We start from the raw sequence: 26,101 nt of genomic DNA on the forward strand, positions 1-26,101 counted from the left end.
CTCCCTATTTGAACCCAATGGATTCAAGATATTCACGGTTCTTGCGGGCGTCTCCCACTGGGTCAGGGTTCAGGGTCGGGTCGCAGTCCTGCTCTACTGTGCACCAGCCCCGGAAATCATTATCAATCAGGATCTGGCGGACAGACGGAAAGTCCACATCGCCATCACCGAGATTGCAAAAAATGCCTTGGCCGCAGGCGTCATAAAAACCGGTGCGCTTTTCAACGACCTCAGCTTTCACCTTTGGATCTATGTCTTTGAAATGCATATAGGATATGCGATCAATATGGCGCTTCATGAAGGCAACAGGATCAAAGCCGGCATAAGAATGGTGGCCGGTATCAAAACAGATTTTGAGGATTTTTTCGTCCACTTCGTCTAGCAGGCGCTCCAGCTCGGGTTCAAAGTCCATAAAGCCGGCTGCGTGGGCATGAATGCCGACGGTCAGTCCGTATTCTTCCGCTCCGATGCGCGCGGATTCTGTGATGCGGTCACGGTAGGCTTTCCATTCCGCCAAATCCATTTGCTCTGCTTCAGACGCTCGGCCTGCGGTGGGCGCACGGCGTGGGGAGATAGAGTCAATCAAAACCAGATGTTGGGCGCCATGAGCTTTGAGTGCTTTGGCTGTGCGGTGGGTTGCATCCAAAACATCTTCCCAGGCATTAGGGTCGTGATAGGCGCGAAACACGACGCCGCCAATCAAATGCAGATTATACTCGGACAAAGCCTCGCCCAAAATGGCTGGATCTTCGGGCATAAAACCAACAGGGCCAAGCTCGATACCCTTGTATCCCGCTTCGGCGCAGTCTTTCAAAACAGACTGCCATGTGGGGTTGCGCGGATCATCCGCAAATTCGACACCCCACGAGCAAGGGGCATTCCCAATTCTTATTGTCATTTGATGCTCTCCTGTGCCTGGAGCTTAGATATATCTTGCCATGCACCGCTTTGTGCGGATGCCATGGCGGCGTCTACAACGCAATTGACCTCATGTCCGTCACGAAAGGTTGGCCAGATCGACTGACCCGTTTCGATGGCTTTGAGAAAGTCGCGTGCCTCAATGATGATCTGATCTTGATAGCCGGTGCCGTGGCCTGGTCCTTGGCAGAAAGGTTCATAGTCGGGATGGGCAGGGCCGGTCAGGATCTTGGTAAAGCCACGCTTAGCTTCTGGGCCATCCATTCGGTATAACCATAAGGCGTTTTGGTCTTCCTGATCAAAGCGGATTGCTCCCTTTGTGCCCGTGATCTCATAGGCATATCCCATCTTGCGACCGGTGGCGATGCGGCTGAAATAGAATTGCCCCATGGTGCCGTTTTCAAAACGGCACATCATTTGGGCGTGGTCGTCGTTGGTGACCGATCCGCCGGGGCGTTCGTGGTGAACGGTTTCAATTTCGGCCATAACCCGTGCCACAGGCCCGATGAGAGCGAGCGCTGCGTTGATCATGTGCGGCGCAAGGTCCCCCATTGTGCCATTGGACGCGCCGGATGTGCGCCAGCTTGCCGGTGCCTCAGGGTCAGCATAGAAATCTTCGGTATGTTCCCCACGAAACCATGTGATGTCGCCAATTTCGCCAGATGCTATCAATTGGCGGGCATACTGGCTTGCGGGTGTGCGGATATAGTTGAAGCCAACCATATTGACGATACCGGAAGCCTCGGCAGCTGTAGTCATGACCAAGCTGTCATCCATGTTCGCACCCAGAGGCTTTTCGCAAAAAACAGGCTTTCCAAGCGCAAAGGCGGCCAAGGCTATGTCGCGATGGGTCTGTTGTGGTGTTGCAATGATGACGGCTTGTATCTTCGGGTCATTGACCAGTTCTCGCCAGTTATCTGTTGCTCGTTGGAAGCCATAAGCCCGGCGGTAGCCTTCTGCGCTTTGTGCTGAAGAAGCGCAAACCATCTCCAGTGTTGGGCGCAAGCCTGTGTTGAAAATTGCGCCGACTGATGACATAGCAACAGCGTGCGCTTTCCCCATATAACCTCCCCCGAGAATGCCTATTCCGATGTTTGTCACGACATCCCTCCCTTTGAAATAGCATTTGCAATCGGTTGCAAAATATGTATCATGAGATCTGTGTTTTCGCAAGCGCCATTCCAAATTATGCGTGCTTTTACGAGAATTGAAGAGGGGGGAGACAGAATGAAACCGCAGGACACCATTCGCCTGACCACCGCGCAAGCAATTGTGCGCTGGCTTGCCAATCAATATATTGAAATTGATGGCGATGAGCTGCGTCTGTGTGGTGGCGGTTTTGGCATTTTCGGGCATGGCAATGTGACCTGCTTGGGAGAGGCATTGAACAAGGTACATGATGAATTGCCGCTTTATCGCGGGCAGAATGAACAAAGCATGGGCTTTGCTGCCTCTGGTTATGCCAAGCAATGGCTGCGTCAACGTTTCATGTTTTGCACCGCGTCTGCAGGGCCGGGAACAGCCAATCTGTTGACTGCAGCGGGACTGGCTCATGCCAATCGGTTGCCGATGTTGATGTTGTGTGGCGACACTTTTATTACGCGCTTGCCTGATCCGGTGTTGCAGCAAATGGAGCATTATGACGACCCGACGCTCGGTGTGAATGACGCTTTTAAGCCAGTGGTGCGCTATTGGGATCGCATTACGCACCCTGCTCAAATTATTCAATCGCTGCCTAACGCCATTGCGACCATGCTGGACCCTGCGGATTGCGGTCCGGCTTTTCTTGGTTTGCCTCAAGATGTTCAGGGGTGGACCTATGATTATCCTGCCAAGCTTTTTGACAAGAAAATCCATCGCATTCGTCGCCAAACGCCTGATGAGGCGGAGATTGCGGACGCGATCGCGCTGCTCAGATTGGCTGAGCGTCCGATGATCATTGCCGGCGGTGGTGTGCAATATTCAAAGGCGGTCAATGAGCTGACGCGCTTTGCAGAAAGCCATCAAATCCCTGTGGTTGAAACCATCGCAGGCAGAGCCAATTTGTTGAATGACCATCCGCTCAATATCGGTCCTATTGGCGTGACCGGATCGGACAGCGCCAATCGTATTGCGCAGAAGGCTGATGTTATTCTGGCTGTTGGTACTCGGTTGCAAGATTTTACCACCGGATCGTGGACGGCTTTTGATCATGATGCAAAATTCATCTCGATCAATGCGGCCCGTCATGACGCTGGCAAGCATATGTCTTTACCCGTCGTAGGGGATGCGAGACTGTCGCTCTTGGCGCTATCTTCAGCTTTGGATTACCAAACACCGCAGTCATGGGTGCAATTTGCGCAGGCCGAACGGAAAATGTGGGACGCCTATGTGGCTGACAATGTCGCCTATGGCAATGGCCCCAACTCCTATGCGCAGGCAATCGGTGTGGTCAATGCCCTGTGTGACAAACGAGACCGTGTTGTGGCCGCTGCCGGTGGCTTACCTGCTGAAGTGACCGCCAATTGGCGCACATTGGATATTGGTACCGTCGATGTCGAATTCGGCTTTTCCTGCATGGGTTATGAGATAGCCGGGGCGTGGGGCGCGCGCATTGCTCAGAGCGAACAGGAGCCTGATAAGGACACGATTACCTTCTGTGGTGATGGCTCTTATCTTATGTTGAATTCTGATATTTATTCTTCGGTTTTGAGCCGGAAAAAACTGATTGTGCTTCTGCTGGACAACGGCGGGTTTGCCGTCATCAACAAACTGCAAAACAACACGGGCAATGAGAGCTTTAACAACCTTCTGAAGGACTGCCCGACAATTCCGGAGCCGTTCGGGGTGGATTTTGTTGCCCATGCAGCCTCGATGGGTGCGCAAGCCGAACGGGTCAATCATCCCGCGGAGTTGGGTGAAGCATTCATGCGGGCAAAGGCCAGCGATAAGACCTGTGTGATCGTCATGAATGTTGACGCTTTTGAAGGTTGGACCCAACAGGGGCATGCGTGGTGGGAGGTTGGTACGCCTCATACCACCGATGATGAAAATGTCAGACGGGCCCATTTTGATTGGGAGTCTTCGCGCAGCAAGCAAAGAAGGGGCGTGTGATGCTTATAAATTACCGGCAAAAAGGCATCACAGGGGGAAGATCATGACCCTTATGCACGGCATTGGTAAGAATAGATTTGTGGTGTTCGGGCGGGCAGGCATGGATATGTTTGCCGACCCCATTGGCACCAAAAGCGAACATGCGGAGAGCTTTCGCGCAGATCTGGGGGGCTCTTCGGCCAATATTTGTGCGGGTCTGTGCAAGTTGGGCAGTGCGTCCGCGTTGGTGACGTCTGTCTCTGATGATGCTGTTGGTCGCTTTTGCCTCAATAGGTTGGCACATTATGGTGTCGATACGGCCTATATCAAAAAGGTCGGCGGCGAGTATCGCATGTCTTTGGCTGTCTATGAGAGCTGCATGGAAGACTTCCAGAATGTCATATATCGCAATGGAGCTGTGGATTTCCAAGTGACGCCAGAGGATGTGGATCGGGTGGACTATTCTTCCTTTGGTGCTTTGATTACCGCTGGCACTGTGTTTGCAGCCGAGCCGTCTCGAGGGGCAACTTTCCGCGCCTTTGAAATTGCCAGAGCAGCCGGATTGCCGGTTCTGTTTGATATTGATTACCGGCCCTATTCCTGGCCTTCGCCACAGGTGGCAGCCGAGGTGTTATCAAGGGCCGGCGAAGAAGCGGATATGATCGTTGGCAACGACGAAGAATTTGGGTTTATGGCTGGTGGCCTCGAAAAAGGCTTGGACAAAGCCCGTGAGTTGGCTTTAAGGCCTGGCCGCGTTGTCATTTATAAAAAGGGATCTGAAGGGGCGGTCACATTTGCTGACGGAGAGGAAATCAAGACTGGCATTTTCCCCGTAACTGCCGTCAAACCCAATGGTGCAGGAGACAGCTTTATGGCTGGTCTGCTTGCGGCTCTGGCGGATGGACGAGACATGCGCGACTCGGTTTTGCGCGGGTCTGCCTGTGCATCCATTGTCGTGTCAAAGGCTGGTTGCGCCCCGGCCATGCCCACAACGGCCGAGCTTGAGACGTTTCTTGCTTCGCATCCCGGCCCCACAGACAGCTGAAAGGAAGACCCATGCATATTGCGCCTCATGACAATCACAACAAACCCATCGTTGATGTCGAAAATGAACTGGTGCCTCTGAACTATTTCAATATTATCAAGCTGACCAAGGGCGAGAGTTTTGATTATGCTGTTGCCGGATATGAGACCTGTGTGGTACCGGCCACCGGTACGATAGATGTCGATGTCGAGGGGGCCATATTTGCTCGAGTGGGCAACCGAACCATTGATGTCTGGGATGGGGAGCCGGAAGGGGTCTATGTGCCCGTTGGTGCGACTGTGCGCCTGACATGTTTGACCGACAAGGCTGAAATATTCATCGCTGGGGCCAAATATGACAAGGTTCTTGAGCCTTTCGATGTACGCTCTGCCGAGCTTGATAAAGTGCAGTATGGATCTGATGACACCAAGACCCATCGCAAGATCAAACATATTCTGGGTGCCAGTCATCGCGACAAAGTGGGCCGTTTGCTCGTGAGTGAGCTCTTTACTGTTGGGCAGGGGGGCTGGTCTGGTTTTCCATCCCACAAACATGACACAGACCGGTTGCCCGATGAAACCCGGCATGACGAGACCTATAATTTCCGCTTCCGGCCCAACTATGGCTCGGGTATGCAAATGCTCCAGCGTGAGGATAACAAACCCGGAGACGCCTATCACATTATGGATGGCTCGACCATTTGTATCGATAAAGGTTATCATCCCTGCGTGGTGCTTCCCGGATATGAAATGTATTATTTCACCATTCTTGGTGGCTTGTCGCAGCGGTCGTTGAAACAATATTTCCAACCGACCCATGCCGCTCAATTGCATACCATTCCCGGTATTATGGATATGGTGGCCAAGTTCAAATGACCTTGGTGACGCTAAAAGACGTGCTGCAGCCCGCGCTTGAACAAGGCTATGCGGTGGCTGGTTTGGTGACATTGGGATGGGAGGATATGCGGGCCTATGTGGCCGCAGCAGAAGCAGAAGGCTGTCCGGTCATTCTGCAAGCGGGGCCGTCCTGCCGTGAGCATACGCCGCTGCCGATCTTGGGCAAAATGTTTTGTCATTTAGCCCAAGAAGCATCTGTTCCTGTCGTGGCCCATCTTGATCATGGTTATAGCTATGAAGATTGTCAGCAAGCCATCGACTGCGGATTTTCGTCGGTAATGTTTGATGGGTCCCGCAAAGCTCTGATCCAGAATATTGAAGAGACCGCTGCCATCGTTGCAATGGCGCATGGGGCGGGGGTGTCATGCGAAGGTGAAATCGGCTTTGTCGGTTATTCAGGCGGTGAAACATCGGCGGGCACAGATCCTGTAGAAGCAGCGCAGTTTGCGCGAGAGACGGGCGTTGATGCCATGGCTATATCAGTCGGAAATGTTCACCTGCAACAAGACCGAGAAGGCAGGTTAGATGAAGCGCGCATTCGGGCGATTGAAGCGGTGACGGATGTGCCGTTGGTTATTCATGGTGGGTCTGGTGTACCGCTTGAGCAACGTGGTCATCTGGCCCGCACATCGCGCATCTGTAAATATAACATCGGGACTGAATTGCGCATGGTGTTTGGTCAGGCTTTGCGGCAGGCGGTCAACGCCGATCCGGAGCGGTTTGATAGGGTGCAAATTCTCAGTGAGACACATGAGCCCCTGGTACAGGCCACCAGAAACGTGTTGCGGGGCTTAAAACCTGTGTAAATCGCCGTTGTGAATTTGGAATGATTGCATTTGATATGAAACGAAAAAGCCCGCCATTGGCGGGCTTTTGATTTTGTATATTGTAATTCTGAAGTCCGCTATGAAGATGCGCGGAGACCGTCTGCACTGAAATACAGGGCTTTTGCTGCATCAAAGCCGAGTTTGACCTGTTGATCAGGTTCAATGTCATGCTGGCCGAACAGGCGGACTGTCATATTGTACTCTCCCACCGTTGCGATCAAATTGGTGTCGCCACCCAAATGTTCAACATGTGTCACATCGGCGAGAAGCGGGCCGTCGTCTGCCAGAAAGAGATCCTCTGGGCGAATGCCAACCGAAAGGGAAGCGTCCTTGCCAATGATGTCCGCAGGGAGGAAATTCATGGCGGGTGAACCAAGGAAGCCGGCGACAAACTGATTGACCGGATTGTTATACAGTTCCATCGGGCTACCAATCTGCTCGACCTGACCGTCACGCAGGACCACGATCTTGTCGGCCAAGGTCATGGCTTCGGTTTGGTCGTGGGTCACATAGATCATGGTTGCTTTGAGTTGCTTATGCAAATTGGCGAGCTCCACGCGGGTGTTCATGCGCAGGGCGGCATCCAGATTGGACAAGGGTTCATCGAGCAAAAACAGCTTGGGTTTGCGTACGATGGCCCGCCCGATGGCAACACGCTGGCGTTGGCCGCCGGATAGCTCGGAAGGGTATCGTTCAAGATACCCATCCAGTTTGAGCATGCGGCTGGCTTCAGCAACGCGTTCGGCTATCTCATCCTTGGGAATGCCCTCTTGCTTGAGGGCAAGGGACATGTTTTTTGACACATTGAGATGGGGATAGAGCGCATAGCTCTGAAACACCATGGCGATACCGCGTTTGGACGGCGGAATGGGGTTCACACATTGATCGCCGATCCAGACCTCGCCAGCGCTGGCGTCTTCCAAGCCAGCAACAACACGCAATAGGGTGGATTTGCCACAGCCGGAGGGCCCGACGAAGACAACAAATTCGCCCTCATTCACCTCGATATCGATGTCTTTGAGCACTTGTGTCTTGTCGAAGGACTTGCTTATTTTTTTTAGGGCCAGCGCGGTCATTGCGTTGTCTCCAGCAGATTAATGGGTTGGCCGGTGCGGATGCTTTGATCTGCAGCCAAACAAATGGCCAGCGACTGCACTGCGTCTTGCATATGGCGAGAAAGGTCGATGTCTTCGCTGATGGCGCGCAGGATGTAATCCTGCTCGGCGGCGCACAGCTCATTGTGGCCCGGTTCTCCCGCCAGATCGATACGGTGATCTCCTTGGGGTTTGTGAACCAGTATGCCGCCGACTTTGGTGTGGCCATCTATATCTGCGGAAGCGCCTTTGTTGCCATCGACAATGGAAACCGAGCCATTGGGCGAGACGATGTCTTTGACGAAGAAGGCGGTCTCGGACATCATCGGGCCCCAGCCTGCTTCATACCAGCCAATAGAGCCATCATCAAAGGTGACTTGCAGTTGGCCATAATTATACATATCTGGCGCGATCTCATCGCTAAGGCGCAGTCCCATGCCGTTGACCCGAATGGGTTTGGCATCGGTGATCTGGCACATCACGTCGACATAATGTACACCACAGTCAACAAGTGGACTGGTGGTCTGCATCAAGGCTTTGTGGGTTTCCCATTCTTTGCCACTGGATTGCTGATTGAGATTGAGGCGGAAGACATAGGGACCACCTAGCGCGCGGGCTTCCTGAACAAACCGGATCCATGAGGGATGGTGTCTCAGTATGTAGCCCACCACCAGTTTTCGGTTGGTCGCGATAGCGGTGTCTACAACCCGTTTTGCATCCGAAACATTGGTGGAAAGTGGTTTTTCAACAAAGACATGGGCCCCGGCCTGCATGGCTTCACAGGCAAAGTCCGCATGACTGTCTGAATAGGTGGCGATCACCACCAGATCCGGTTTTGTCTCGGCCAGAGCTTTGGAAAAATCACTATACAGCGGATAATCCGACAGCTCAGACTCTGCGATGGTGTTGGAGCGATTGACGAGCCCAACAATTTGCGACTGCGGATGATTGTGATGGGCCAAAGCATGAGCAAAGCCCATATTGCCAAGTCCTGCAACGAGTGTTTTGATCATTTCACCGCTCCCGATGTAATGCCGCGAATTAGCTGGCGTGAGAAAATCACATACAGAATGAGAACCGGCAGGATGGCCATGGACAGGGCTGAAAGCACAGCGTTCCAATCCGTGACAAACTGACCGATGAAGACCTGACTGCCAAGTGTGAGGGTTTTGGTTTCTTCAGCCGGTGTCAGGATCAGTGGGAACCACAAGTCATTCCAGATGGGGATCATGTTGAACACCGCAACCGTGGCCATAGCGGGCCTTACCAACGGCAGGACGATGCGGCCAAAGATGGTGTATTCGCTGAGGCCGTCAACACGGGCGGCGTTTTTCAAGTCGTCCGAAACCTGACGCATGAATTCACTTAATATGAAGATCGCAAGCGGCAGTCCTTGGGCGGTGTAGACCAAAATCAGTGACCAAAGATTGTTGACCAACCCTGTGGCGACCATCATTTCCAGGATAGCAACGGTGCCGATGCGGATCGGGATCATAATGCCGAGCGCTAGATAAAGCCCCATCAGGGTGTTGCCTTTGAAGCGATATTCACTGAGGGCATAGGCGGCCATGGCGCCAAACAACAGGATGAAAAACAGCGAACCGACCGTGACAATCATCGAATTCTGAAAATAGAGGAAGAAATCCCCCTGTTTCATCACCGTTTCATAGCCGATGAGCGAAAAGCTGTCGGCGTTTGGCATGGACAATGGTTCGCGGAAAATGGCTTTGCGCGTTTTGAAGCTGTTGATCAGGATGACGAACACCGGAAACAGGGCAATCAGCGTGTAAAGGATCAGCGCACCATGCATCGCAAAGGCACTGATTGGGCTGGAGCGTGCTTTGTTCATATTCTGGCTCCTAAAGCTGATAACGGCGCATGCGCGTCTGGATGGCGAACAGATAGATGCAGACGCCGATGAGGATGATGGCAAACATTGCTCCAGCAATGGTCGACCCCATGCTCGGATCGCCCAATTGAAGCTGGAATCCGAAGAAGGTGCGATATAGGAAGGTGCCCAGAATATCGGTTGAGAAGTCCGGACCGGCTAATGCCCCTTGCACCGCATAGATCAGGTCGAAGGCGTTGAAATTGCCTACGAAGGTAAGGATAGAAATGATGCCGATCGAAGGCAGGATAAGCGGCAATTTAATTTTCCAGAAGGCCGAAATGCCCGTTATGCCATCGATCTCGCCGGCTTCCAGAATTTCCTCTGGAATGGATAGCAGCGCAGCATAGATCAGCATCATTGGAATGCCGACAAATTGCCAGACCGAAACAAGCGCGAGTGTCGTCAGGGCATAGGCTTCTTTGCCGAGCCATGGTGCGAACAGGGATTTCAACCCCACGAAGTCAAGCATCGATGGTGCAATGCCCCAGATGGGCGACAGAATAAGCTTCCACGCAAAACCAACGATCACGAAGGACAGAATGGTGGGGATGAATATCGCTGACCGGTAAAGCGCTGCAAAGCGGAGCTTTGGGTGGCTTAGAATGGCCGCGAGCGCAACGCCGATGGGATTCTGCACCAGCATATGCACGCAGAAAAACCAGAAATTGTTGCCCAATGCATTCCAAAACTGGTCAGACCAGAGAGGATCGAAAAACAGGGTGCGGAAATTGTCCAGTCCGACAAACACACGCACTTGGTCGATCTCGTTATAGAGAGCAAGGCGCAGGGTATTGGCGAGTGGGAAAATCATGACTGCCGAATAGACCAACACGGCGGGCGCGAGGAAAACGACAATATGCCAACGAAAACGATGGGCTTGCATCTGGATCTCCAAATTTAGAGCATTGCTCTGGCGATCCATGGTGGGCCGCTGTGCTCTAAGCTTTTGATTGACACCGATCCTTGTCACAAAACCATGTTTGATGGCACGGGTATTTTGTGGGATGGGTTCCAGGTTCGGACGGGCGTTGATGGCCCGTCCGAGAGGATTAGATCTTTAAGCAATATGCCTGCTTATTTCTGTGGCGCATACCAGCTTGCAAGACCCTCTTGCAGTTTTTTGCCCAGCTCTTCAGGAGTGGAAGTGCCTTTGATTGCCGCTGCAGATGCACCCCAAGTGTCGTTTTCGAGATTTGGTGTGCCACGGGAAAGGATCTGATAGGTGGAGCGGATTGTGGGTTCACACTCACTGCGCCAGCTAATGAATTCCTTGGCCAATGGATCTGCCATTTCAACCGGTGTCTTGGAAAGCGGGAAGAAGCCGGGTAGAGCATTGCCGAAGATGCTAGCAAATTCAGGGGATGCCACCCATGACAGGAAGGTTTTGGCTGCTTCAGGATTGGCTGTCTTGGCGTTCATGCCGATGCCGATGTCTGTGTGATCGGAGATGTAGCATGTGTCGCCTGCTTTCAATACAGGTGGTTTGAAAGCACCCATTTCGAAGTCGGCCTGTGTGTTGAAACCAGAAATTTCCCATGAACCGGCTGGATAGATGGCCGCACGGCCAAGAGTGAACAGGTTCTGGCTGTCTGGATAGGTTTGCGCTTCAAAGCCGTCGCCCAGATAAGCAGCCCATTTTGCCAATGTTGCATAAGGGGCAACCCATTGTGGATCGGTCAATTTCTGATCGCCCTTGATCAGAGCAAGGCGGCCTTCTTCGCCTTTCCAATAGGTTGGGCCAATATTCTGGTAGCCCATCGTGGCGGCTTCCCATTGGTCGTTGGTGCCCATCGCCATTGGAATATAATTGCCGTCAGCTTTGAATGCTTCCAGTACCGCGAAAAATTCTTCCTCGGTGGTTGGTACTTTAACGCCGACTTCTTTGAAGGCATCTTTGTTGTAAATGAAGCCGTGAATAACCGACGCCATAGGAACACAGAAAGAAGCGGAGCCATCATCGGTTTGCCATGCGGATTTGGCAACGTCTGTGAAGTTGGACATGGCTTCCATGTCGCTCAAATCTGTCAGGTGGCCAGCATCATACAGCGCCAATGAGGCGTCGAACGGGCGGCAGGTGATGATATCGCCAGCAGAGCCTGCATCCAGTTTGGAGTTTAGAATAGCGTTATATTCTGCAGGGGCTGTTGGAGAAAATTTGATTTTGATGCCGTCGTGGCTTGCTTCAAAGGCTGGAATGATTTTTTCCTGCCAAAGTTTCAGGTCGTCGTTCCGCCAGCTCTCGATGGTCAGGGTTACGTCTGCGGCAAAAGCAGCACTGCTCAGCAGTGTTGATGCAAGAATTGCCAGGGATACGAATTTTTTGTTCACGATGAACCTCTCTGTTGTGTGTTGAAACGTCTTTGGCTCTATTGTTTTTATTATTTGTGATTGCTTGATTTTAACTGTTCCAACGCCTGTCTCAAATGACCTTTGGTTTGCTGGAGCAGTTGCTCCGCAGTGTCTTTTGAGGCAACGCCGGAAGAAAGAAGAGCTGCGATTTTTACATTGTTGCCCGAGAGATCAAGGGCCTCTTGGGCTTTTTGTTGGGACACTTGAGCTATATATTGAACCATCTTATTGGCGCGCATGCGTAGTTTCGCATTGTCTGCCTTTAGGTTGACCATTAAGCCGTCGTGGATATGGCCCAGTTCAAATGCCATTAAGGTCGATAGCGTGTTGAGCGCGAGTTTCTGAGCAGTGGCAGCGCCCATGCGCGTGGAGCCAGACACCACCTCGGGTGGTGTTTTAAGGCATATGCCACAGTCACTGATGGCTTCTATTGCGGAATCCGGGTTGTTTGTGATGGCGATAACGCGGGTGCCTTTATGATTGGCGATTTTGGCGGCTGCCAGTGTATAGGGCGTGTTGCCGCTCGCGGATATCGCGATCAATGTGTCGCACGGCTTGATATCCTGCAAATCATGTTCAAGCGGCGCTATATCGTCCTCGGTGTCTCCGGGCATTTCGGCGTTGTTTGGGACGCCGCCAGCCATGAGGATTTGAATGCTGTTTGGTTCGATGCCAAATGTGCCACCGAGTTCGAGTGCGTCCGCCAAAGCCATCAAGGCAGAGGACCCTGCTGCGGCATAAATCAAGCGCCCACCCAACTGTAAGGTATGGGCCATGATGCGTGCGCCGGATTCAATTTGCGGGAGGGCCTCATTAACGGATGAAGCCGCAATAATCTGATTTTCCAGAAGCAAAGCCGCAATCTCGGACAATGGACGAGAATCGAGATTCTTGGCGCTTTTATGCTGTTTCTCTGTGGTGCTGTCCAAAATCAGTCCCCTTGGTTCTGTATCAATATAATACCTTTTAAATACCATGTGTCCACCTCAATTATTGGCGGAATACAAAGATTTTTCTCATGGTGTTTCATAAGTGCCAAGGATTTTGGTATTGTTTTGGCCTTTCTTTGTGCAGGCGGGTGGTGTAATGGTAGGCATATGGAAGATTGCTTTGCATATCGTGTGGCAGGTTGCTTGGTTGACGCTGGCTGGTGTCGGGATGAGCTGTTTGATGTTGTTGATATTTCGCCGTTGTTGATGCGCCAGACCGGCGTTGTTGATGATCTTGACGTCGTCGCTCGTGCTGGATGTGTGATTCGTCGTTCGTTGATTGATGCCCTCGGAACCGAGCAGGACCTTTGCCCATGAATGTGGAAGATTTTCTCCGTCCCGGTAGCTGGTTGAGTAAAAAATCCGGGCCGCTTTATAGACAATTGAGTATGCGCCTTGAACGGGGAATCTCAATGGGGTTGTTGCTGCCAAATACATCCTTGCCAGCAGAACGGGATATTGCCGATTTAACCGCATTGTCGCGGGTGACTGTGCGCAAGGCTATTCAGGAACTGGCAAATAAGGGAGTGGTTGAACAGCGCCACGGGTCTGGGTCTTTTGTCAAAGATCGCCCGAGCAAAGTTGAACAGTCCCTGACGCATCTAACCTCATTTTCAGAAGATATGCTGGCACGTGGCTATCAAACCTCGGCGATTTGGCTTGAGCGCACGATTCGCAGACCGTCGCCGGATGAAGTTCTGACGCTGGGTGTATCTGCCGGGGCGTCGGTTGCTTGTCTGGATCGCCTTCGGGAGGCCAACGGGTTGCCCATGGCAATCGAGAGAGCCGTATTGCCTGTTGATGTCTTGCCCAATCCCGACGACGTATCAAGCTCTCTCTATGAAGTTTTAGGGCGCAATGGCATGCGCCCCGTACGCGCGGTGCAGAAGATTTCTGCCATTAACCTTGAAATTCGCGAAGCAGAATTGCTTGGCGTCGATGAGGGGATGGCAGGGCTGAGCATCCAGCGTATTTCTTATTTGGACAATGGTCGGGCAATCGAACTGACCAAATCCACCTATCGCGGCGACGCTTACGATTTTGTGGCCGAGTTGCGTTTTTCAAATTAAAGAGGCTGTCCTGCATGACTATAATGCGCGAAGAAATTGATCAAATTCCTGCTGCTGTGGAACGCCTGTTGAAAGCCGTGCCGGAACAGATCGTTCCTGCCGCGGTGGCGTTTAGGGCTTTTGATCCCAAGGTGGTTGTGACAATTGCGCGTGGCTCATCCGATCACGCTGCTTATTTTCTCAAATATGCCATTGAGCTGCAGTTGGGGTTGCCCGTTGCGTCGCTCGGGCCGTCTATCGCCTCGATCTATGGTGCGCCGATGCATTTGGGCAGTGCGGCTGCTCTTTCTGTCTCACAGTCCGGCGCCAGTGCTGACATTGTCGCAATGGCGCAAGGGGCGCGCAAAGGCGGCGCTCTCACAGCAGCCTTGCTCAACACGGTGCCGTCACCGCTGGCGCAAGCAAGTGAGTTTGCCATTGATATTGCTGCGGGTGCCGAATATGCGGTCGCTGCCACCAAATCTTATGTCAATTCTATTGTCGCAGGCTTGGCTCTTATTGCTCATTGGTCCGATGATGCGGCTTTGAAAGCCGCACTGGAAAAACTGCCAGAGCATCTGGACGCATCATTGGCGGTGGATTGGTCGCCGATGATTGAGACAATCGCACATTCTCAGTCTTTGTATATGCTGGGGCGTGGCCCCACCATGGCGATTGCCGCGGAAGCTGCGCTCAAATGCAAAGAAACCTGTGAGCTGCATGCCGAAGCCTATTCTTCTGCCGAAATGCTGCATGGTCCGGTCTCCCTTGTCGATCGGAACTTTCCCGTGATTGCCTTTGCCGCGCGGGATGCTGCGGAGGTGTCTGTCATTGAGACTGTTGCTTCGCTGACGTCCAAGAATCCGCATTGTTATGTGTCGTCAGACAAAGCGGGCGATGCAGTTCGGTTGCCCTTTGTGGCAACGGGTCACCCGCTGACCGATGCATTGGCGCTGATTGTGCCATTTTATGGATTTGTCGAGGCTTTGTCTGTTCGGCGCGGGTATGATCCGGACAAGCCGGCAGCACTCAAGAAAGTGACGGTTACACGATGACACAGCCAACCGCTTTTTGCGCTGATCAGATTTTTGACGGAAACAGCATGCATGAGCAGGCGGCCCTGCTGGTGCGAGACGAGCAGGTTGTCGAGATCTTGCCGCAATCGTCAGTGCCGTCCCATTTCAGACAATGGCAATCGACCGGAGACATGATCGTACCGGGCTTTGTTGATCTGCAGGTCAACGGTGGCGGAGGGGTTTTATTCAACGATGAGCCGACGGTTGCTGGCATTGAGACCATTTGCAGCGCCCATGCGCGGTTTGGTACCACGGCGTTGCTGCCAACCCTGATTACAGACAGTGCCAACGTTCGCGATCGTGCCTTGGCTGCCGGACGGGATGCGTCGGCCGCCAAAGTGGCGGGCTATCTTGGGCTCCATTTAGAAGGTCCCCATCTTTCTGTGGCCCGCAAGGGCGCTCATGTGAGCGATTTTATTCGCCCGATGGATGCCGAAGACCTGTCGGCGCTGGTCGCAGGACGAGACCAAATCGGATGCGGTCTTATTACTGTTGCGCCAGAAAATGTCTCAGCTGAGCAGGTTAGGGCACTCTCCAAGGCGGGATGGAACGTGAGTTTGGGGCATAGCAACTGCAAAGCAGCGGATGCCTTTGCATATTTTGCTGCCGGTGCGTCGATGGTCACCCATCTATTCAATGCAATGAGCCAGCTGACCAACCGTGAACCGGGGCTTGTCGGGGCGGCGCTCGCCACCGACCCTGTCTATTGCGGCTTGATCGCTGATGGTATTCACGTTGACATTGCGACAATGAAGGTGGCTCTTCGGGCCAAACGCGATCCGGGGCAAATCTTCTTTGTTACCGATGCGATGTCACCGACTGGGACGGATGTTACAGAGTTTATTCTGGGTGGTCGCACCATATACCGGCGAGATGGTCGGTTGACCTTGGCTGATGGCACATTAGCCGGTGCGGATATCGACATGATGTCGATGGTGCGTCACGCGGTCAATGTTTTGGATTTGCCGCTAGAGATAGCTCTGCGTATGGCTTCTACCTATCCTGCTGATGCTATCGGGGTGCCGACCAAAGGCCGTCTTGGGGATGGCTGTGATGCGGACTTTTTGATGCTAAACAAGGATCTTTCACTGCAGTCAACATGGATTGCTGGACAGCGCCGGTATGAAACCGAGCCTCAAGGGGCATAAGTATGCATGTTTGTTTTGATATCGGTGGCACATCCATCAAGGGTGCGCTGGTCAATAGCCCTGAAGATATTGAGTTGGTGCCGCGCATCGCAACGCCGGGACATGATCTTGATGCCTTTACTGCGGCTCTGGACAGTGTGGTAAAACAGGCGCGAGAAACGCCAAAATGTGTGTCCATCTCGATCACTGGTATCATCAACCCAGCTACGGGGCTTGCTGTTGTTGCCAATATTCCTTGCCTGCATGGCAGACCAATGCAGCAGGATTTGGAAGAGGCTTTGGGCCTGCCTGTTATCATTACCAATGATGCCGACTGCTTTACGCTTGCCGAGGCCGAGCTGGGCGTGGCCAAAGGGCATGACATCGTGTTTGGTGTCATCTTGGGCACTGGGGTCGGTGGCGGGATTGTTGTCAATGGGCAGCTGTTAAATCGACATGGTGGATATGCGGGAGAATGGGGCCATGGGCCCGTCGCGGCCACCCAAGCGGGGTCGCCGCCGGTTGATTTGCCGCGGATTCAATGTGGCTGTGGCCTTAAGGGCTGTATTGATGCAACCTGCAGTGCACGCGGCATGGAAAAACTACATAAGCACCTGCATGGTGAAACCTCTCAGGCTGAGGATATTATGATTCGCTGGCTGGCGGGCGAAGTGGCATCAAGCCGCACGATTGACGTTTATGTCGATCTGATTGCCTCGCCCTTGGCTTTGGTGGCCAACGCCACAGGGGCCTCGATTGTGCCCGTCGGTGGCGGGCTTTCAAATGTGCCTATGTTGATTGCTGAAATTGACAGGGTGGTAAAAGAAAGAATGCTGTTGCCTCCAGAAAACCCCTTTGTGGTGCCCGCGGAAAATAAAATCGAGCCCGGTATTATCGGTGCTGCTGTTTTGGGACATCGTGCATTTCCCTAGCGCTTGTGTGGATAGATTTAGCGAAGCATGGGATTGGCTTGTTGTGAAACCCCGAAGAATATGAGGGATTCAAATTTTTTATTTCATGCTCTGGGCATGCGTTGACTCTGAGGGGGCATGAGATGAGTGTTGAGAATGTTAGGCCTGTGCAATCAAACTGCTTGCTAGAAGTTTGTGTCGATAGTGTCGCGGGACTGGAATGCGCGATCGAGGGTGGTGCCGACCGGATTGAGCTTTGCTCATCTTTGGAGTTGGGTGGTTTGACGCCCTCTGCGGGCTTCATGCAGACCGCCGCACACATATCCCCTGTTCCTGTCTATGCGTTGAATCGCCCCAGAAGCGGTGATTTCGTCTATTCTGTTTTGGAACTGGACTTGATCGAGCGCGATATTGAGCAGGCAAGGGCTGCCGGGCTGGATGGTGTTGTGATCGGCGTGAGCCTACCGGACCTAAGGTTGGACATTGGGGCTTTAACGCGGTTGAAAACCGCAGCCAAAGGGCTTGATTGCACCTTGCATCGCGCCTTTGATCTTGTTCCCGATTTCGATGTCGCGTTGGAGCAAGCCATCACACTTGGGTTCTCGCGCATTCTCTCATCAGGCGGTGCGTTGTCGGCGGAGCAGGGGCTCGCCATGTTGCGTCACCTCTGTAAGCGCAGTAGTGGCCGAATATCCATTATGCCCGGTGGGGGCGTTGGTGCTTTGAATGTGCCGCAGTTTATGGCGCTTGATGGTATCAAAGAGGTGCACGGGTCCTGCTCCAGCCCTTCTGAGGCCGTTCACGCCAAGGTAACGGCCTTGGGCTTTGCGAGCGAAAGCTCCAAGCATACGGACGCCAGTAAAGTCCGCGCCCTTAAGGCGGCGTTGCTGGTACCGTCTTCTGACTGATTTGGGAGGCCGATGTCTGGTGAAGGCTCAACAGCCGTTCTCAAACGTGAGAATAGGCCATTTTTTTTGCCGAACAGCTTGCTTTTTAATCCATCCCTCTGTTTGCCCTGTCTTTATTTTGCACCATAATCCGTCCGACGCAACGGTACAAACGGTGGCGCTGACGCAAGTATTGGGTTTGAGCACTGAAACGACTTTTGCATTGTTTCTGGGTTCGCTTCGGGTGTTTAGATTGACCAAAATCTTAAGAGGTGCGGTCGTGCCTTCTGCAATATTGGGCGGAGAAAACTGTCTCGGTGAGGCACATGTTTTGCTGTAGCCGACATAAGAGCAGCCTATGGCTTTTCGCGCCTTGACGATCTTTTGGGCCAATGCCAATTTCTCAAAAATCACTGGACGCTTGGAGGTGACCATTGTGCCGCTCAGTCGCTCCTGATTGCCGCCAACAACGGCAATCGGTGCTTTGTTGGTGCCGATGAAAAGCAATTGGTTATTTTGAATTTTCCAGCCAGAAATGGTCGCCATTTCGCCGATGCAATTGCTTTGCTTGATGGGATATAAATCCCCTTGTTTGCTCGCGCTAAAGTCTAGGTTGCAGCTGGCTTGCGCAGAGAATTTATGATCATAGGAGACCCATTGGCCTGCAAATGCTTTTGCGACGGCATTTGTTGATTGAGCCAATGCGGGGGAGCCGATGACACCGGCAAACAAAAACAGAGTGAGCGAGAAGGAAGGGGCAAGCCGAGACATAGATATCACCAGTTCAAATTCTAAATTGTTTACAACGGATTTTCATCTTCAAGGGCGCCTGATCGGAAGATCAGAGCTCGTGTTTTACTCACTAAAATGGCGTCATTTTGTAAGAGCTTCAGGGTAGCCTTTACGCGGTCTCCCTCATGCAGCGTCAAAGCGATCCAGCTGTTATGATAGGCGTGGCCAGCGACGGCATTCATGCTGTTTCTCTGTTTGGTTTTGGCATTGCCGCTGGCACCTGATTTTTCCACCACAAGCTCAATCGCAAACGTGCCGGATTTCATCACTTTTATTTCATCTGAAACGATTGTTCGGTGCTCAGTTTGGGTGATTAAGATTTCGGCGATCGCGATTTGGGGCATAGCATGGCTTCCATTGCTCAAGACCACCGGCAGGGCGGTAAAAACCACACTGAAAAAGCGATGAAACCACATTCGCGCACGCTCCCGATTGGTCCTAGAACTGGGACTGCGTAATGCTGACGGACGCGCCATTGGTGACGATGACCGCAGGCACAGAGGTGGTCGTATTGTTACCCACTACCGTATAGCTATATTCGCCTGCGCTAATGCCTATGACGCTGAGCGAGGTGTCGTTGTTGTCGCCCGTCTGGGTGAGGGAGGCCTTCACATTGTCGACGAGGCCATTGGTGGTGCCGACCTCGACGGTGCCTTGATTACCATCACCTTGTTGCAAGACGTTGCCTTGTGAGAGGCTGCCATTGATGGTGACTGTGGCGCTATTGTTGCTGCCGTCTTGCAAAACTGCGGCGAGCGAACCGCCTGCGCTACCGGAATTGATGTCGATTTGCGCTTGGTTGTTGCCATCGGTGATTTGTCCACCTTGCTGCAAAAATACAGCGCCTGCTCGACCTGTTAGGGTGACCGACGCACTGTTGTAATTACCGATTTGCAAAAGCGGATGAGCAAGTGCTTCGGCTTTATTGGTGTCGAAATCGAGGATGTTGAAACTGGATTGATCCAGAGAATTGGCTTCATTGAAGGCGACGCCGCCAACTTGACTGTCGGTCGCGTTGTGCTGATCAACTGTGATTTCGTTGCCAGCCCCTTCCTGCTTCAAGATCAATATATTTTCATCGCCTGCGTTGGCGACGCCAGCTGCAAGTGCGAGCAAAGGTGCCGCCAAAGTGATGACAAAGAATGATGTCTTTTTATGCATGTGCCTTCTCCTGTTGGCGCGGCACAAAATGACCGCTAAAATGACCTCTGTGAGATGCTGATACTATTGCCGCTTCCCATCTGACTGAGGCTGACGTGGTTATTTTGCCCATATTGTTGAACGGCGGCTTGATTGCCCGTTCCTGAAATTTTTGCGGTTAACGCGTTGTTCGATCCACTTTGCAAGAAGGAAAACAAGTTGCTTGACCCGGTAACGTCGACAAGCATTGAGTTGTTGTATCCTTCCTGTAGCAAGACGCCTGGCTGCAAACCGCTTTGCAAGGCAACTCCGGTGAAACTGAACCCCGATGGGCCACCATTACTGTCGCCGTTGATTGAGATATTCATCACATTGTTGCCTAGGCTTGCACTGCCCATGGACTGGCGCAGTGTCAGCGCATTGTTAGAGCCGGTGATGTTGGTCTCAATATAGTTGCCCTGATCGTTTGCCTGTCCAAGCAGCTCAATAACATTCGGTTCTGAAGTCGCGTGTGCCATCGTGCCTGACATCAGCATTACGGCTACTGTGGTTAGATGTTTGATCATGTCCCTGTCCTTTTGCTCTTTGGTTGCCACCATAAGAACAGGGAAATCTTTAATCGGGTTTTATTAGCCTCTTGTGATGCGCGGATTTACGCCATTTCTTGGTTTCAAAGTGAATATCGTCTTAAACTATTGGGTTTATTTACAAAAAATACAACCGGATACTACTGTAGGATTATAAGCTGGTTGTTATTTCCACTTTGTCGATAATATGCGGTGTTCATCGCGTTGGTCTGAACGACCAGTGCTTGGTTCGAATTTCCGGTTACCGCACCGTTGATGATGTTTTGATCACCGGTTTGCGAGAAAGCAAACTTGTTGAAATTGCCTGCACTGATCGAAATTTTGGCTGTGTTTAGATTGCCGCTTTGCAGAGCGACACCTGGCATTAGACTGCCAGCATGGGCCAAAACCAAGTCGGTGAAGCCACCCAATGCAGGGTCATTGTTTTGATTGCTGCGCGTTATGGGGTTGATAGCGCCATCAAAAGTCACTTCAATCGCGTTTTCATCGCCCGATTGCTCGACATTCAAAACATTGTCGTCACCACGGTAGCTGATCGCAATGGCGTTTTTGTCGCCGCTTTGAGTGAAATCCAGGCGATTGCCATCGCCAATTTGCAGAACCGCAGCCTCATTCTCCGTTCCATCGACCGTACCGCTCAGCGCATTGCCATCGCCATCTTGTACGAAACCAAATCTGTTGGTCGAGGCGACAGCAGAGGTGACGAAGTTGAGATGGTTTTCATCTCCCAGCTGTTGAATCTGGGCTTGAGCGACCTGCAACAATTTTGTTGCTGCAAATTGGAATTGGCCCAGTCCTCCCATGCCGTCGCCGCCATTGTCGTCGCCGCCCATTGTGACGGTGAGAATGTTGCCAGCGACGCCTAAGAGAGCATTTCTTTGTATAATAGAGAAAAGCACATTACGGGAACCTGTCATCGATAGCAGCGCGCGATTGGCTTCCCCATCCTGCTGGAAACTGTCAATCACATTATCGGTGCCATCGCGCTGAATGGCTGTGGTCTGATTGTTTGTGCCATATTGGCGAAAATCGCCGATGGTATTGCCTGAATCTTGTTGGGTGAGGGTGGCCTGATTGGCGCTGCCTTCTTGAATCAACAATTGCACCCGATTGCCGCCTCCGCCGCCGGATGCTCCGTCATATTGGGAAATGCTCGCAATGTTGGCACCGGTGCCTGTTTGGATTTGTTGTATTTCGCCAATGACATGGTTGCCTTCACCGTTGCCTGTATTGGTGGTTCCACCCAAGGCGTCGTCTGTTTGCAATATGGTCAGACTGTTGCTGGTGGCCGCGCTCACATTGGTTGGCGCAGACTGGGAAACAGCACCAATGATATTGAGGCCGGAGAGGGCGGTGTTTTTTTGAGTGATATTGATGACGCCGTTGTCTCCGGATTGGTAAAGCCCTAACAGACCAAGCGCACCTGCCGATGAGGTGGCGCCAGCTTCGTTGGTGTAGCCCGTTTGGGAGACAGTCAGCGCATTACCGCTGCCATCTTGTGAGACAAAAATGGATATGTCATCACTGCCAATTTTGTTGGATTCACCCAATTGATCAATGCTGACCGAGTTAGTGAAGCCTGTTTGGCCAATATAGACCGAATTGTCGTCCGCCAAGGCCGACCCGCATGTGCCCAGCATCAAAAGAACGGTGCCAAGACTGGAAAGACCGATTTTTTTCATGATGCCACCTCAAAAACTGAATGAATAAAACATTGGGAGTGCGAATGGTCGGGCGATGGAGCCGCCCGACCGTTTGGTGTTGTTTTAAATTCTGGCTTATTGGGTAACACCAACGACATTGCCGTTGCCCATTTGCGCAACATTGGCGTAGTTGCCATTGCCGACTTGGGCGATTGCCATTTGATTGTTATCGCCAGCAATCGACGCAACAACTTCGTTGAAATTACCGTCTTGCAACATAGCGAACTGGTTGCTGTTACTATCAGCAAGGCTCGAGCCAATTTCCCAAGTCGCGGTGTTACCACGGCCAGACTGGCTCAGTTTTCCAGAGGTTAGGCCATTCGCAGCCGCAACTGTATTGGCGTCGTTGCCTGTGGTGAACGAACCGCTGCCGTTGGTGTTGCCGGTGATGTTCACGGTCAGGGTGTTGGCAGAAAAGGTAAAGCCGGTTTCCTGCTCTGTGACGAGATTGTTGTCGCTGCCGATAACGTTGGCTGTCAGCATATTCAGGCCGACCTGGCTGGACTCAATGGCGTTGCCGCTGCCTGTCACCAGAACATTTGCACCATTGATTCCGGTCTGGCTCAGGCTGATGACATTATCATCACCGGATGTGATCGTGATGCTGGCGCTGTTTATATTGTCCTGTGACAGACTGATTTGGTTGTTATTGCTCGTCGTGCCAAGGCTAATGCTGCCGTTGTTCATGCCAATTTGACGGGCGCCAATGTTGTTATCGTTGCCAATGATTGAGCTAACAGACAGGGTATTCAGAAAATCTTGAAAGACACCAAGCTGGTTGTTGTTGCCTTCAATATTCAGCGCACTGAGGGTGTTTGAGCCCTCTTGTGCCACGCCGAATTTGTTGTCATTGCCTGTAACGCTTAACTGAATGTCATTGGCAGAGCCATCTTGGGACAGATAACCGTTGCGGACACCTGCAGCATCGGCGTTGCCGCTTAGTTCTGCGCGCACACCGCCGTTGTAAGTGGAGCCGTTGCTTCTACCGGTAATTGTCACCTCGATGGTGTTGTCGAACCAGCCTGTATTGTTTTGCGAGACACCATGCAGCGCATTGGAATAACCGGCTTGTGTGATGGAGGCGGAGTTGTCACCCGATGAGTTGGTTGTCTGGGTGAGGCTACGGATCGCATTTGAGTAGGATGGAATTCCAGCGGCTTTGATTTGTTCGATTGTTGCACTATTTCGGCCACTCCCGCGGGTCGAGTCTTGAACGATACCTGTTGCCAATGACCATGTCGCGGACTGTGTTACGCTTAGGGTGTTGGATGATGAATCATTATCGTTGATTTGTTCGGCCGTGGCCGTGTTGTTGGTACCGCCGGTTTGATCGACGATTGCGGTGTTGGAATTACCGGATTGTGTAACATTTGCTTTGTTGTCGGCCGCTACTGCGGCGGACGCAACCGCGATACCTGCCGTCGCGGCGAGAAGAGCCAAGCGAAACTTTTTCATATCAAGTCTCCAATAATTAGTCTTATTCAATTCTGAGTTCGAACCATGCTGCCGTTGATTGAACTCGTCCCCCACAACTTTGCGACATGCAAAAGCTGCAACTTAAAAATGTATAAAACAGCATTGCAATCATTTACCCCCTGTTAACTTTGCAAGTCAATATGAAAAAAACCATCTAACTCTGAATTAGAATAAAATTTTAATCAGAGTTAATTTCGGTGAATTGATGTGTTTGGTTGATTGGGTGTCTATATGCTCAATAAAAAATGCTGCCTCGCGAGAAACGAAACAGCATTATATTGTTGGTATAGTCGGATTTGACAATTATCCGACTGGATCTTCTGAATTCGAGTAAGTCGGAGGTAGACGTTTTATTGATTTTACAACTGGTTTTGTATTTTTTGTGACTCGTTTTCTAAAAATACTTGGCAGCGTTGCAGATATGGTTGTTGCTTTTTGTGTTTCCGGTTTCATTTTAACCGTTTTTGGCCGCGCTTTGACGGCTCCATACTGCTGGCTTTTCTGTCTTTCTACATATTCATGTCCATGTTTTGGGTCGCGAAAATTCCAGATACCCAATTCTATCCCCTCAACGATAAGCGCTTCGACAGCCTTCTCTACGGCCGATTCCACAGCAAGCTGTCTAGGTTCGTTGTTGGTGACGCCCGCTTCGCCCTCTAGCAGTTCATCCAGTTTAATGAAGCGGAAGACGCCGGCTTGTAACGCGACCGAGACGACGGACTTGCGGGCTGTTACCGTGGCAAGAACCTCGCCGGTTTTGGTGGATACAGCGCGCAGAGCCACGGTGATTTCATCTTTTGAGTATTTTGTATCGGCGCCAATGCCGAGATACCGGGCGCCAATGCCACCGGTGTTGATGTTTGAGTTGTAACCGACGATGCCGCCTTCAATGATGACCGATGCGTGTTTTAGCGGTGGCAGCACTTTGGGATTGATCTGTCTTTCTCCCCGATAGAGCCGGCGCATTTCGGTTATGATCTGGCGCTCTTTGAGCAGATTGGGCAATCTGGTTCGTTCAACCACTGTAAACCACTGGCGATTGCCCGCATCTTGCAGGGCCTTGATCAATATCGCCGCGCCACCTTGTGTGACAGCGCGTGACAATTGTTGATAGGCTTTGGCCTCTTTATATTGGCCCGTTTGATCCTGAAACTCATACACTGCAACCGGTATTCGCTTTGACGGCGGAGGAAGCTCGCGCAGTTTCATATTCACCGGTGTAATTTTTGCCACGATAGGTTCTTCGGTAAACATGGTGTTGTGAGAGGCGCACCCACCCAATGCGAGAAACAGCATTGATGATGCAAGCACGATTAAACGGCCTTTGGGGCGGGGGTTGGCAGATTGGGCGTACGCTATATTCAACATCTGACTGCCTGATCCTAGTTTGAAACCAGTACGGGCACTTCGATATTGGTGACAGTGCCGTCGGTAAAATCGGTAATCGAAAGGGTGATAGAGTCTACTCCGCGATTGAAGCTGATTTCGGTGTCACCAAAAGTGACAGTGCCGCTGTCTTGCGGGTTATCGCCAAAGATCGCTTCCGTGACCTGACTGGCCAAAGCGGACAACAGACGCCCTTCAAGTTGTCTTACGAACAAGTCAGCAGACGTGCTGCTGCTGGAACTAGACGAAGATGATCCGGAAATGCTGCTGTTTGCATCGGACGCTGTTGCTGTGCGCTGAGCATTCGCAGTGGAAATAAGATGCGATGAATTGAGTGGGTTGCCGCCGAAAGACGGATTCACGGGTGTGTAAGTTAGTTCAGCTGACAGCGCAGGACCGGTGAACAACAAAAAGCCGGTTAGTGCGATAATTCCCTTCACGTCAACACTCCATAATAGTTGTCCGACTGCTTGTCGGGAAAATATGCCTCTCTCTAAGCCCTACGTTGGGGGCTGGGAGAGCTTGTTGCATCGGTGAAACGAGCTGCCGGGGCAGATGTGAAAAATTTAAAATTGTATTAAATAATAATGCAACTTAAAGACATTTATATCATGGGTTGGTGTGAGTCAATATTACACCAATATATTGCTTAATAGCCTTTGTTGCGCTTGGTTGTTGCAATTGGTTTGGTTGATTATTTCAAGTGAAAATATTTAAATTTCTGAAATGATTGCATTATTTATGCTGGCATTTGATTTTCTTAAATCAGCCCAAACTAGGCAGGTCAGGCTGTGGAGCTTTTGCGTGTGTTGCGAATTTGCTGCACCTATAGATAAATATGTAAGTGCATGAAGCATTGTAAGTTGCAAAATTGCGGGCGTGGTTGGTTTGCGCGCGCTGTTTAGGG

General features: G+C 51.8%; 26 protein-coding genes. 10 read left to right on the plus strand and 16 right to left on the minus strand.

Translation table 11 applies throughout. The annotated features are described in order from the left end of the window. Positions 1-4 precede the first annotated feature (4 nt). On the minus strand, positions 5-898 hold the full coding sequence (locus C0081_RS09430) for a TIM barrel protein (protein ID WP_101533544.1): 894 nt from the start codon (positions 896-898) through the stop codon (positions 5-7). Beyond that, a complete protein-coding gene (locus C0081_RS09435) occupies positions 895-2,019 on the minus strand; it encodes a Gfo/Idh/MocA family protein (RefSeq protein ID WP_101533545.1) in 1,125 nt (374 codons plus the stop codon). The genes C0081_RS09430 and C0081_RS09435 overlap by 4 nt, the downstream gene beginning before the upstream one ends. 126 nt (positions 2,020-2,145) lie before the next feature. On the opposite strand from C0081_RS09435, the gene iolD reads away from it, so the two are divergent. From iolD to C0081_RS09455, 4 genes are read left to right on the plus strand one after another with little or no spacing between them, the layout of a single operon-like run. Beyond that, positions 2,146-4,011 (plus strand): 3D-(3,5/4)-trihydroxycyclohexane-1,2-dione acylhydrolase (decyclizing), encoded by a 1,866-nt coding sequence (gene iolD, locus C0081_RS09440; RefSeq protein ID WP_101533546.1) that lies wholly within the window; start codon positions 2,146-2,148, stop codon positions 4,009-4,011. Between the two features lie 43 nt (positions 4,012-4,054). Continuing rightward, a complete protein-coding gene (iolC, locus tag C0081_RS09445; protein WP_101533547.1) occupies positions 4,055-5,035 on the plus strand; it encodes a 5-dehydro-2-deoxygluconokinase in 981 nt (326 codons plus the stop codon). Positions 5,036-5,046: 11 nt separating this feature from the next. Next, positions 5,047-5,889, plus strand: coding sequence for a 5-deoxy-glucuronate isomerase (locus tag C0081_RS09450; protein WP_101533548.1), 843 nt, complete (start codon positions 5,047-5,049; stop codon positions 5,887-5,889). Continuing rightward, positions 5,886-6,716: a class II fructose-bisphosphate aldolase gene (locus tag C0081_RS09455; RefSeq protein ID WP_101533549.1), complete on the plus strand. Its 831-nt coding sequence runs from the start codon at positions 5,886-5,888 to the stop codon at positions 6,714-6,716. Before C0081_RS09450 ends, C0081_RS09455 begins: the two co-directional genes overlap by 4 nt. Before the next feature lie 98 nt (positions 6,717-6,814). Here the strand turns inward: C0081_RS09455 and C0081_RS09460 are convergent, their stop codons facing one another. The 6 genes from C0081_RS09460 to C0081_RS09485 all read right to left on the minus strand — a co-directional run bounded on the left by C0081_RS09460 (position 6,815) and on the right by C0081_RS09485 (position 13,000). Continuing rightward, positions 6,815-7,813 carry an ABC transporter ATP-binding protein gene (locus C0081_RS09460; RefSeq protein ID WP_101533550.1) on the minus strand — a complete coding sequence of 333 codons (999 nt, stop codon included), beginning with the start codon at positions 7,811-7,813 and terminating at the stop codon, positions 6,815-6,817. Next, on the minus strand, positions 7,810-8,844 hold the full coding sequence (locus C0081_RS09465) for a Gfo/Idh/MocA family protein (RefSeq protein ID WP_180966821.1): 1,035 nt from the start codon (positions 8,842-8,844) through the stop codon (positions 7,810-7,812). The genes C0081_RS09460 and C0081_RS09465 overlap by 4 nt, the downstream gene beginning before the upstream one ends. Next, entirely contained in the window at positions 8,841-9,680 is an 840-nt protein-coding gene (locus C0081_RS09470; protein WP_101533551.1) for a carbohydrate ABC transporter permease, read from the minus strand. Before C0081_RS09470 ends, C0081_RS09465 begins: the two co-directional genes overlap by 4 nt. Positions 9,681-9,690: 10 nt before the next feature. Continuing rightward, the gene (locus C0081_RS09475; protein ID WP_101533747.1) at positions 9,691-10,605 is read right to left on the minus strand and encodes a carbohydrate ABC transporter permease; all 915 of its coding nucleotides are present in this window, start codon (positions 10,603-10,605) and stop codon (positions 9,691-9,693) included. A gap of 191 nt (positions 10,606-10,796) precedes the next feature. Continuing rightward, entirely contained in the window at positions 10,797-12,050 is a 1,254-nt protein-coding gene (locus C0081_RS09480) for an ABC transporter substrate-binding protein (protein WP_101533552.1), read from the minus strand. Between the two features lie 50 nt (positions 12,051-12,100). Next, positions 12,101-13,000 carry an N-acetylmuramic acid 6-phosphate etherase gene (locus C0081_RS09485; RefSeq protein WP_210200449.1) on the minus strand — a complete coding sequence of 300 codons (900 nt, stop codon included), beginning with the start codon at positions 12,998-13,000 and terminating at the stop codon, positions 12,101-12,103. Positions 13,001-13,168: 168 nt separating this feature from the next. Here C0081_RS09485 and C0081_RS09490 point away from each other — a divergent pair, with 168 nt between their 5' ends. The 6 genes from C0081_RS09490 (at position 13,169) to C0081_RS09515 (ending at position 18,131) form a co-directional block, all read left to right on the plus strand. Continuing rightward, the gene (locus C0081_RS09490; protein WP_101533554.1) at positions 13,169-13,378 is read left to right on the plus strand and encodes a hypothetical protein; all 210 of its coding nucleotides are present in this window, start codon (positions 13,169-13,171) and stop codon (positions 13,376-13,378) included. After that, positions 13,375-14,130: a GntR family transcriptional regulator gene (locus C0081_RS09495; protein WP_101533555.1), complete on the plus strand. Its 756-nt coding sequence runs from the start codon at positions 13,375-13,377 to the stop codon at positions 14,128-14,130. The genes C0081_RS09490 and C0081_RS09495 overlap by 4 nt, the downstream gene beginning before the upstream one ends. A gap of 14 nt (positions 14,131-14,144) precedes the next feature. After that, positions 14,145-15,164, plus strand: a complete 1,020-nt coding sequence (locus tag C0081_RS09500) for an SIS domain-containing protein (protein ID WP_101533556.1) — start codon at positions 14,145-14,147, stop codon at positions 15,162-15,164. Continuing rightward, on the plus strand, positions 15,161-16,333 hold the full coding sequence (nagA, locus tag C0081_RS09505) for an N-acetylglucosamine-6-phosphate deacetylase (protein ID WP_101533557.1): 1,173 nt from the start codon (positions 15,161-15,163) through the stop codon (positions 16,331-16,333). The genes C0081_RS09500 and nagA overlap by 4 nt, the downstream gene beginning before the upstream one ends. Before the next feature lie 2 nt (positions 16,334-16,335). Then, positions 16,336-17,244 carry an ROK family protein gene (locus tag C0081_RS09510; RefSeq protein ID WP_101533558.1) on the plus strand — a complete coding sequence of 303 codons (909 nt, stop codon included), beginning with the start codon at positions 16,336-16,338 and terminating at the stop codon, positions 17,242-17,244. 122 nt (positions 17,245-17,366) lie between these two features. Continuing rightward, entirely contained in the window at positions 17,367-18,131 is a 765-nt protein-coding gene (locus C0081_RS09515) for a copper homeostasis protein CutC (RefSeq protein WP_101533559.1), read from the plus strand. A 27-nt stretch (positions 18,132-18,158) separates the two neighbouring features. On the opposite strand, the gene C0081_RS09520 is transcribed toward C0081_RS09515, so the two are convergent. The 8 genes from C0081_RS09520 to C0081_RS09555 all read right to left on the minus strand — a co-directional run bounded on the left by C0081_RS09520 (position 18,159) and on the right by C0081_RS09555 (position 25,634). Beyond that, positions 18,159-18,881 (minus strand): SH3 domain-containing protein, encoded by a 723-nt coding sequence (locus C0081_RS09520; protein WP_101533560.1) that lies wholly within the window; start codon positions 18,879-18,881, stop codon positions 18,159-18,161. Positions 18,882-18,910: 29 nt separating this feature from the next. After that, the gene (locus tag C0081_RS09525; protein WP_101533561.1) at positions 18,911-19,318 is read right to left on the minus strand and encodes a hypothetical protein; all 408 of its coding nucleotides are present in this window, start codon (positions 19,316-19,318) and stop codon (positions 18,911-18,913) included. A gap of 22 nt (positions 19,319-19,340) precedes the next feature. Continuing rightward, positions 19,341-20,063 carry a hypothetical protein gene (locus C0081_RS09530; protein WP_101533562.1) on the minus strand — a complete coding sequence of 241 codons (723 nt, stop codon included), beginning with the start codon at positions 20,061-20,063 and terminating at the stop codon, positions 19,341-19,343. Between the two features lie 35 nt (positions 20,064-20,098). Further along, complete coding sequence (locus C0081_RS09535) at positions 20,099-20,608, minus strand: hypothetical protein (RefSeq protein WP_180966822.1); 510 nt, start codon at positions 20,606-20,608, stop codon at positions 20,099-20,101. A gap of 161 nt (positions 20,609-20,769) precedes the next feature. After that, positions 20,770-22,311 (minus strand): autotransporter outer membrane beta-barrel domain-containing protein, encoded by a 1,542-nt coding sequence (locus C0081_RS09540; protein ID WP_101533564.1) that lies wholly within the window; start codon positions 22,309-22,311, stop codon positions 20,770-20,772. A gap of 96 nt (positions 22,312-22,407) precedes the next feature. Continuing rightward, positions 22,408-23,787: a beta strand repeat-containing protein gene (locus tag C0081_RS09545; RefSeq protein ID WP_101533565.1), complete on the minus strand. Its 1,380-nt coding sequence runs from the start codon at positions 23,785-23,787 to the stop codon at positions 22,408-22,410. Between the two features lie 324 nt (positions 23,788-24,111). Continuing rightward, positions 24,112-25,176, minus strand: coding sequence for a CsgG/HfaB family protein (locus C0081_RS09550; RefSeq protein ID WP_101533566.1), 1,065 nt, complete (start codon positions 25,174-25,176; stop codon positions 24,112-24,114). Positions 25,177-25,190: 14 nt separating this feature from the next. Continuing rightward, complete coding sequence (locus C0081_RS09555; protein WP_245417904.1) at positions 25,191-25,634, minus strand: curli assembly protein CsgF; 444 nt, start codon at positions 25,632-25,634, stop codon at positions 25,191-25,193. Between the last annotated feature and the right edge of the window lie 467 nt (positions 25,635-26,101).

The organism is Cohaesibacter celericrescens (assembly GCF_002866925.1).
GTDB classification, from domain to species: Bacteria; Pseudomonadota; Alphaproteobacteria; order Rhizobiales; family Cohaesibacteraceae; genus Cohaesibacter; species Cohaesibacter celericrescens.

Bases quoted from the DNA above. Each gene is read 5' to 3' on its own strand.
- C0081_RS09430 (WP_101533544.1), bottom strand. From the start codon at position 898: ATGACAATAAGAATTGGGAATGCCCCTTGCTCGTGGGGTGTCGAATTT.
- iolD (WP_101533546.1), top strand. From the start codon at position 2,146: ATGAAACCGCAGGACACCATTCGCCTGACCACCGCGCAAGCAATTGTG.
- iolC (WP_101533547.1), top strand. From the start codon at position 4,055: ATGACCCTTATGCACGGCATTGGTAAGAATAGATTTGTGGTGTTCGGG.
- C0081_RS09450 (WP_101533548.1), top strand. From the start codon at position 5,047: ATGCATATTGCGCCTCATGACAATCACAACAAACCCATCGTTGATGTC.
- C0081_RS09455 (WP_101533549.1), top strand. From the start codon at position 5,886: ATGACCTTGGTGACGCTAAAAGACGTGCTGCAGCCCGCGCTTGAACAA.
- C0081_RS09460 (WP_101533550.1), bottom strand. From the start codon at position 7,813: ATGACCGCGCTGGCCCTAAAAAAAATAAGCAAGTCCTTCGACAAGACA.
- C0081_RS09465 (WP_180966821.1), bottom strand. From the start codon at position 8,844: ATGATCAAAACACTCGTTGCAGGACTTGGCAATATGGGCTTTGCTCAT.
- C0081_RS09470 (WP_101533551.1), bottom strand. From the start codon at position 9,680: ATGAACAAAGCACGCTCCAGCCCAATCAGTGCCTTTGCGATGCATGGT.
- C0081_RS09475 (WP_101533747.1), bottom strand. From the start codon at position 10,605: ATGCAAGCCCATCGTTTTCGTTGGCATATTGTCGTTTTCCTCGCGCCC.
- C0081_RS09490 (WP_101533554.1), top strand. From the start codon at position 13,169: ATGGAAGATTGCTTTGCATATCGTGTGGCAGGTTGCTTGGTTGACGCT.
- C0081_RS09495 (WP_101533555.1), top strand. From the start codon at position 13,375: ATGAATGTGGAAGATTTTCTCCGTCCCGGTAGCTGGTTGAGTAAAAAA.
- C0081_RS09500 (WP_101533556.1), top strand. From the start codon at position 14,145: ATGACTATAATGCGCGAAGAAATTGATCAAATTCCTGCTGCTGTGGAA.
- nagA (WP_101533557.1), top strand. From the start codon at position 15,161: ATGACACAGCCAACCGCTTTTTGCGCTGATCAGATTTTTGACGGAAAC.
- C0081_RS09510 (WP_101533558.1), top strand. From the start codon at position 16,336: ATGCATGTTTGTTTTGATATCGGTGGCACATCCATCAAGGGTGCGCTG.
- C0081_RS09515 (WP_101533559.1), top strand. From the start codon at position 17,367: ATGAGTGTTGAGAATGTTAGGCCTGTGCAATCAAACTGCTTGCTAGAA.
- C0081_RS09520 (WP_101533560.1), bottom strand. From the start codon at position 18,881: ATGTCTCGGCTTGCCCCTTCCTTCTCGCTCACTCTGTTTTTGTTTGCC.
- C0081_RS09525 (WP_101533561.1), bottom strand. From the start codon at position 19,318: ATGTGGTTTCATCGCTTTTTCAGTGTGGTTTTTACCGCCCTGCCGGTG.
- C0081_RS09530 (WP_101533562.1), bottom strand. From the start codon at position 20,063: ATGCATAAAAAGACATCATTCTTTGTCATCACTTTGGCGGCACCTTTG.
- C0081_RS09535 (WP_180966822.1), bottom strand. From the start codon at position 20,608: ATGATCAAACATCTAACCACAGTAGCCGTAATGCTGATGTCAGGCACG.
- C0081_RS09540 (WP_101533564.1), bottom strand. From the start codon at position 22,311: ATGAAAAAAATCGGTCTTTCCAGTCTTGGCACCGTTCTTTTGATGCTG.
- C0081_RS09545 (WP_101533565.1), bottom strand. From the start codon at position 23,787: ATGAAAAAGTTTCGCTTGGCTCTTCTCGCCGCGACGGCAGGTATCGCG.
- C0081_RS09550 (WP_101533566.1), bottom strand. From the start codon at position 25,176: ATGTTGAATATAGCGTACGCCCAATCTGCCAACCCCCGCCCCAAAGGC.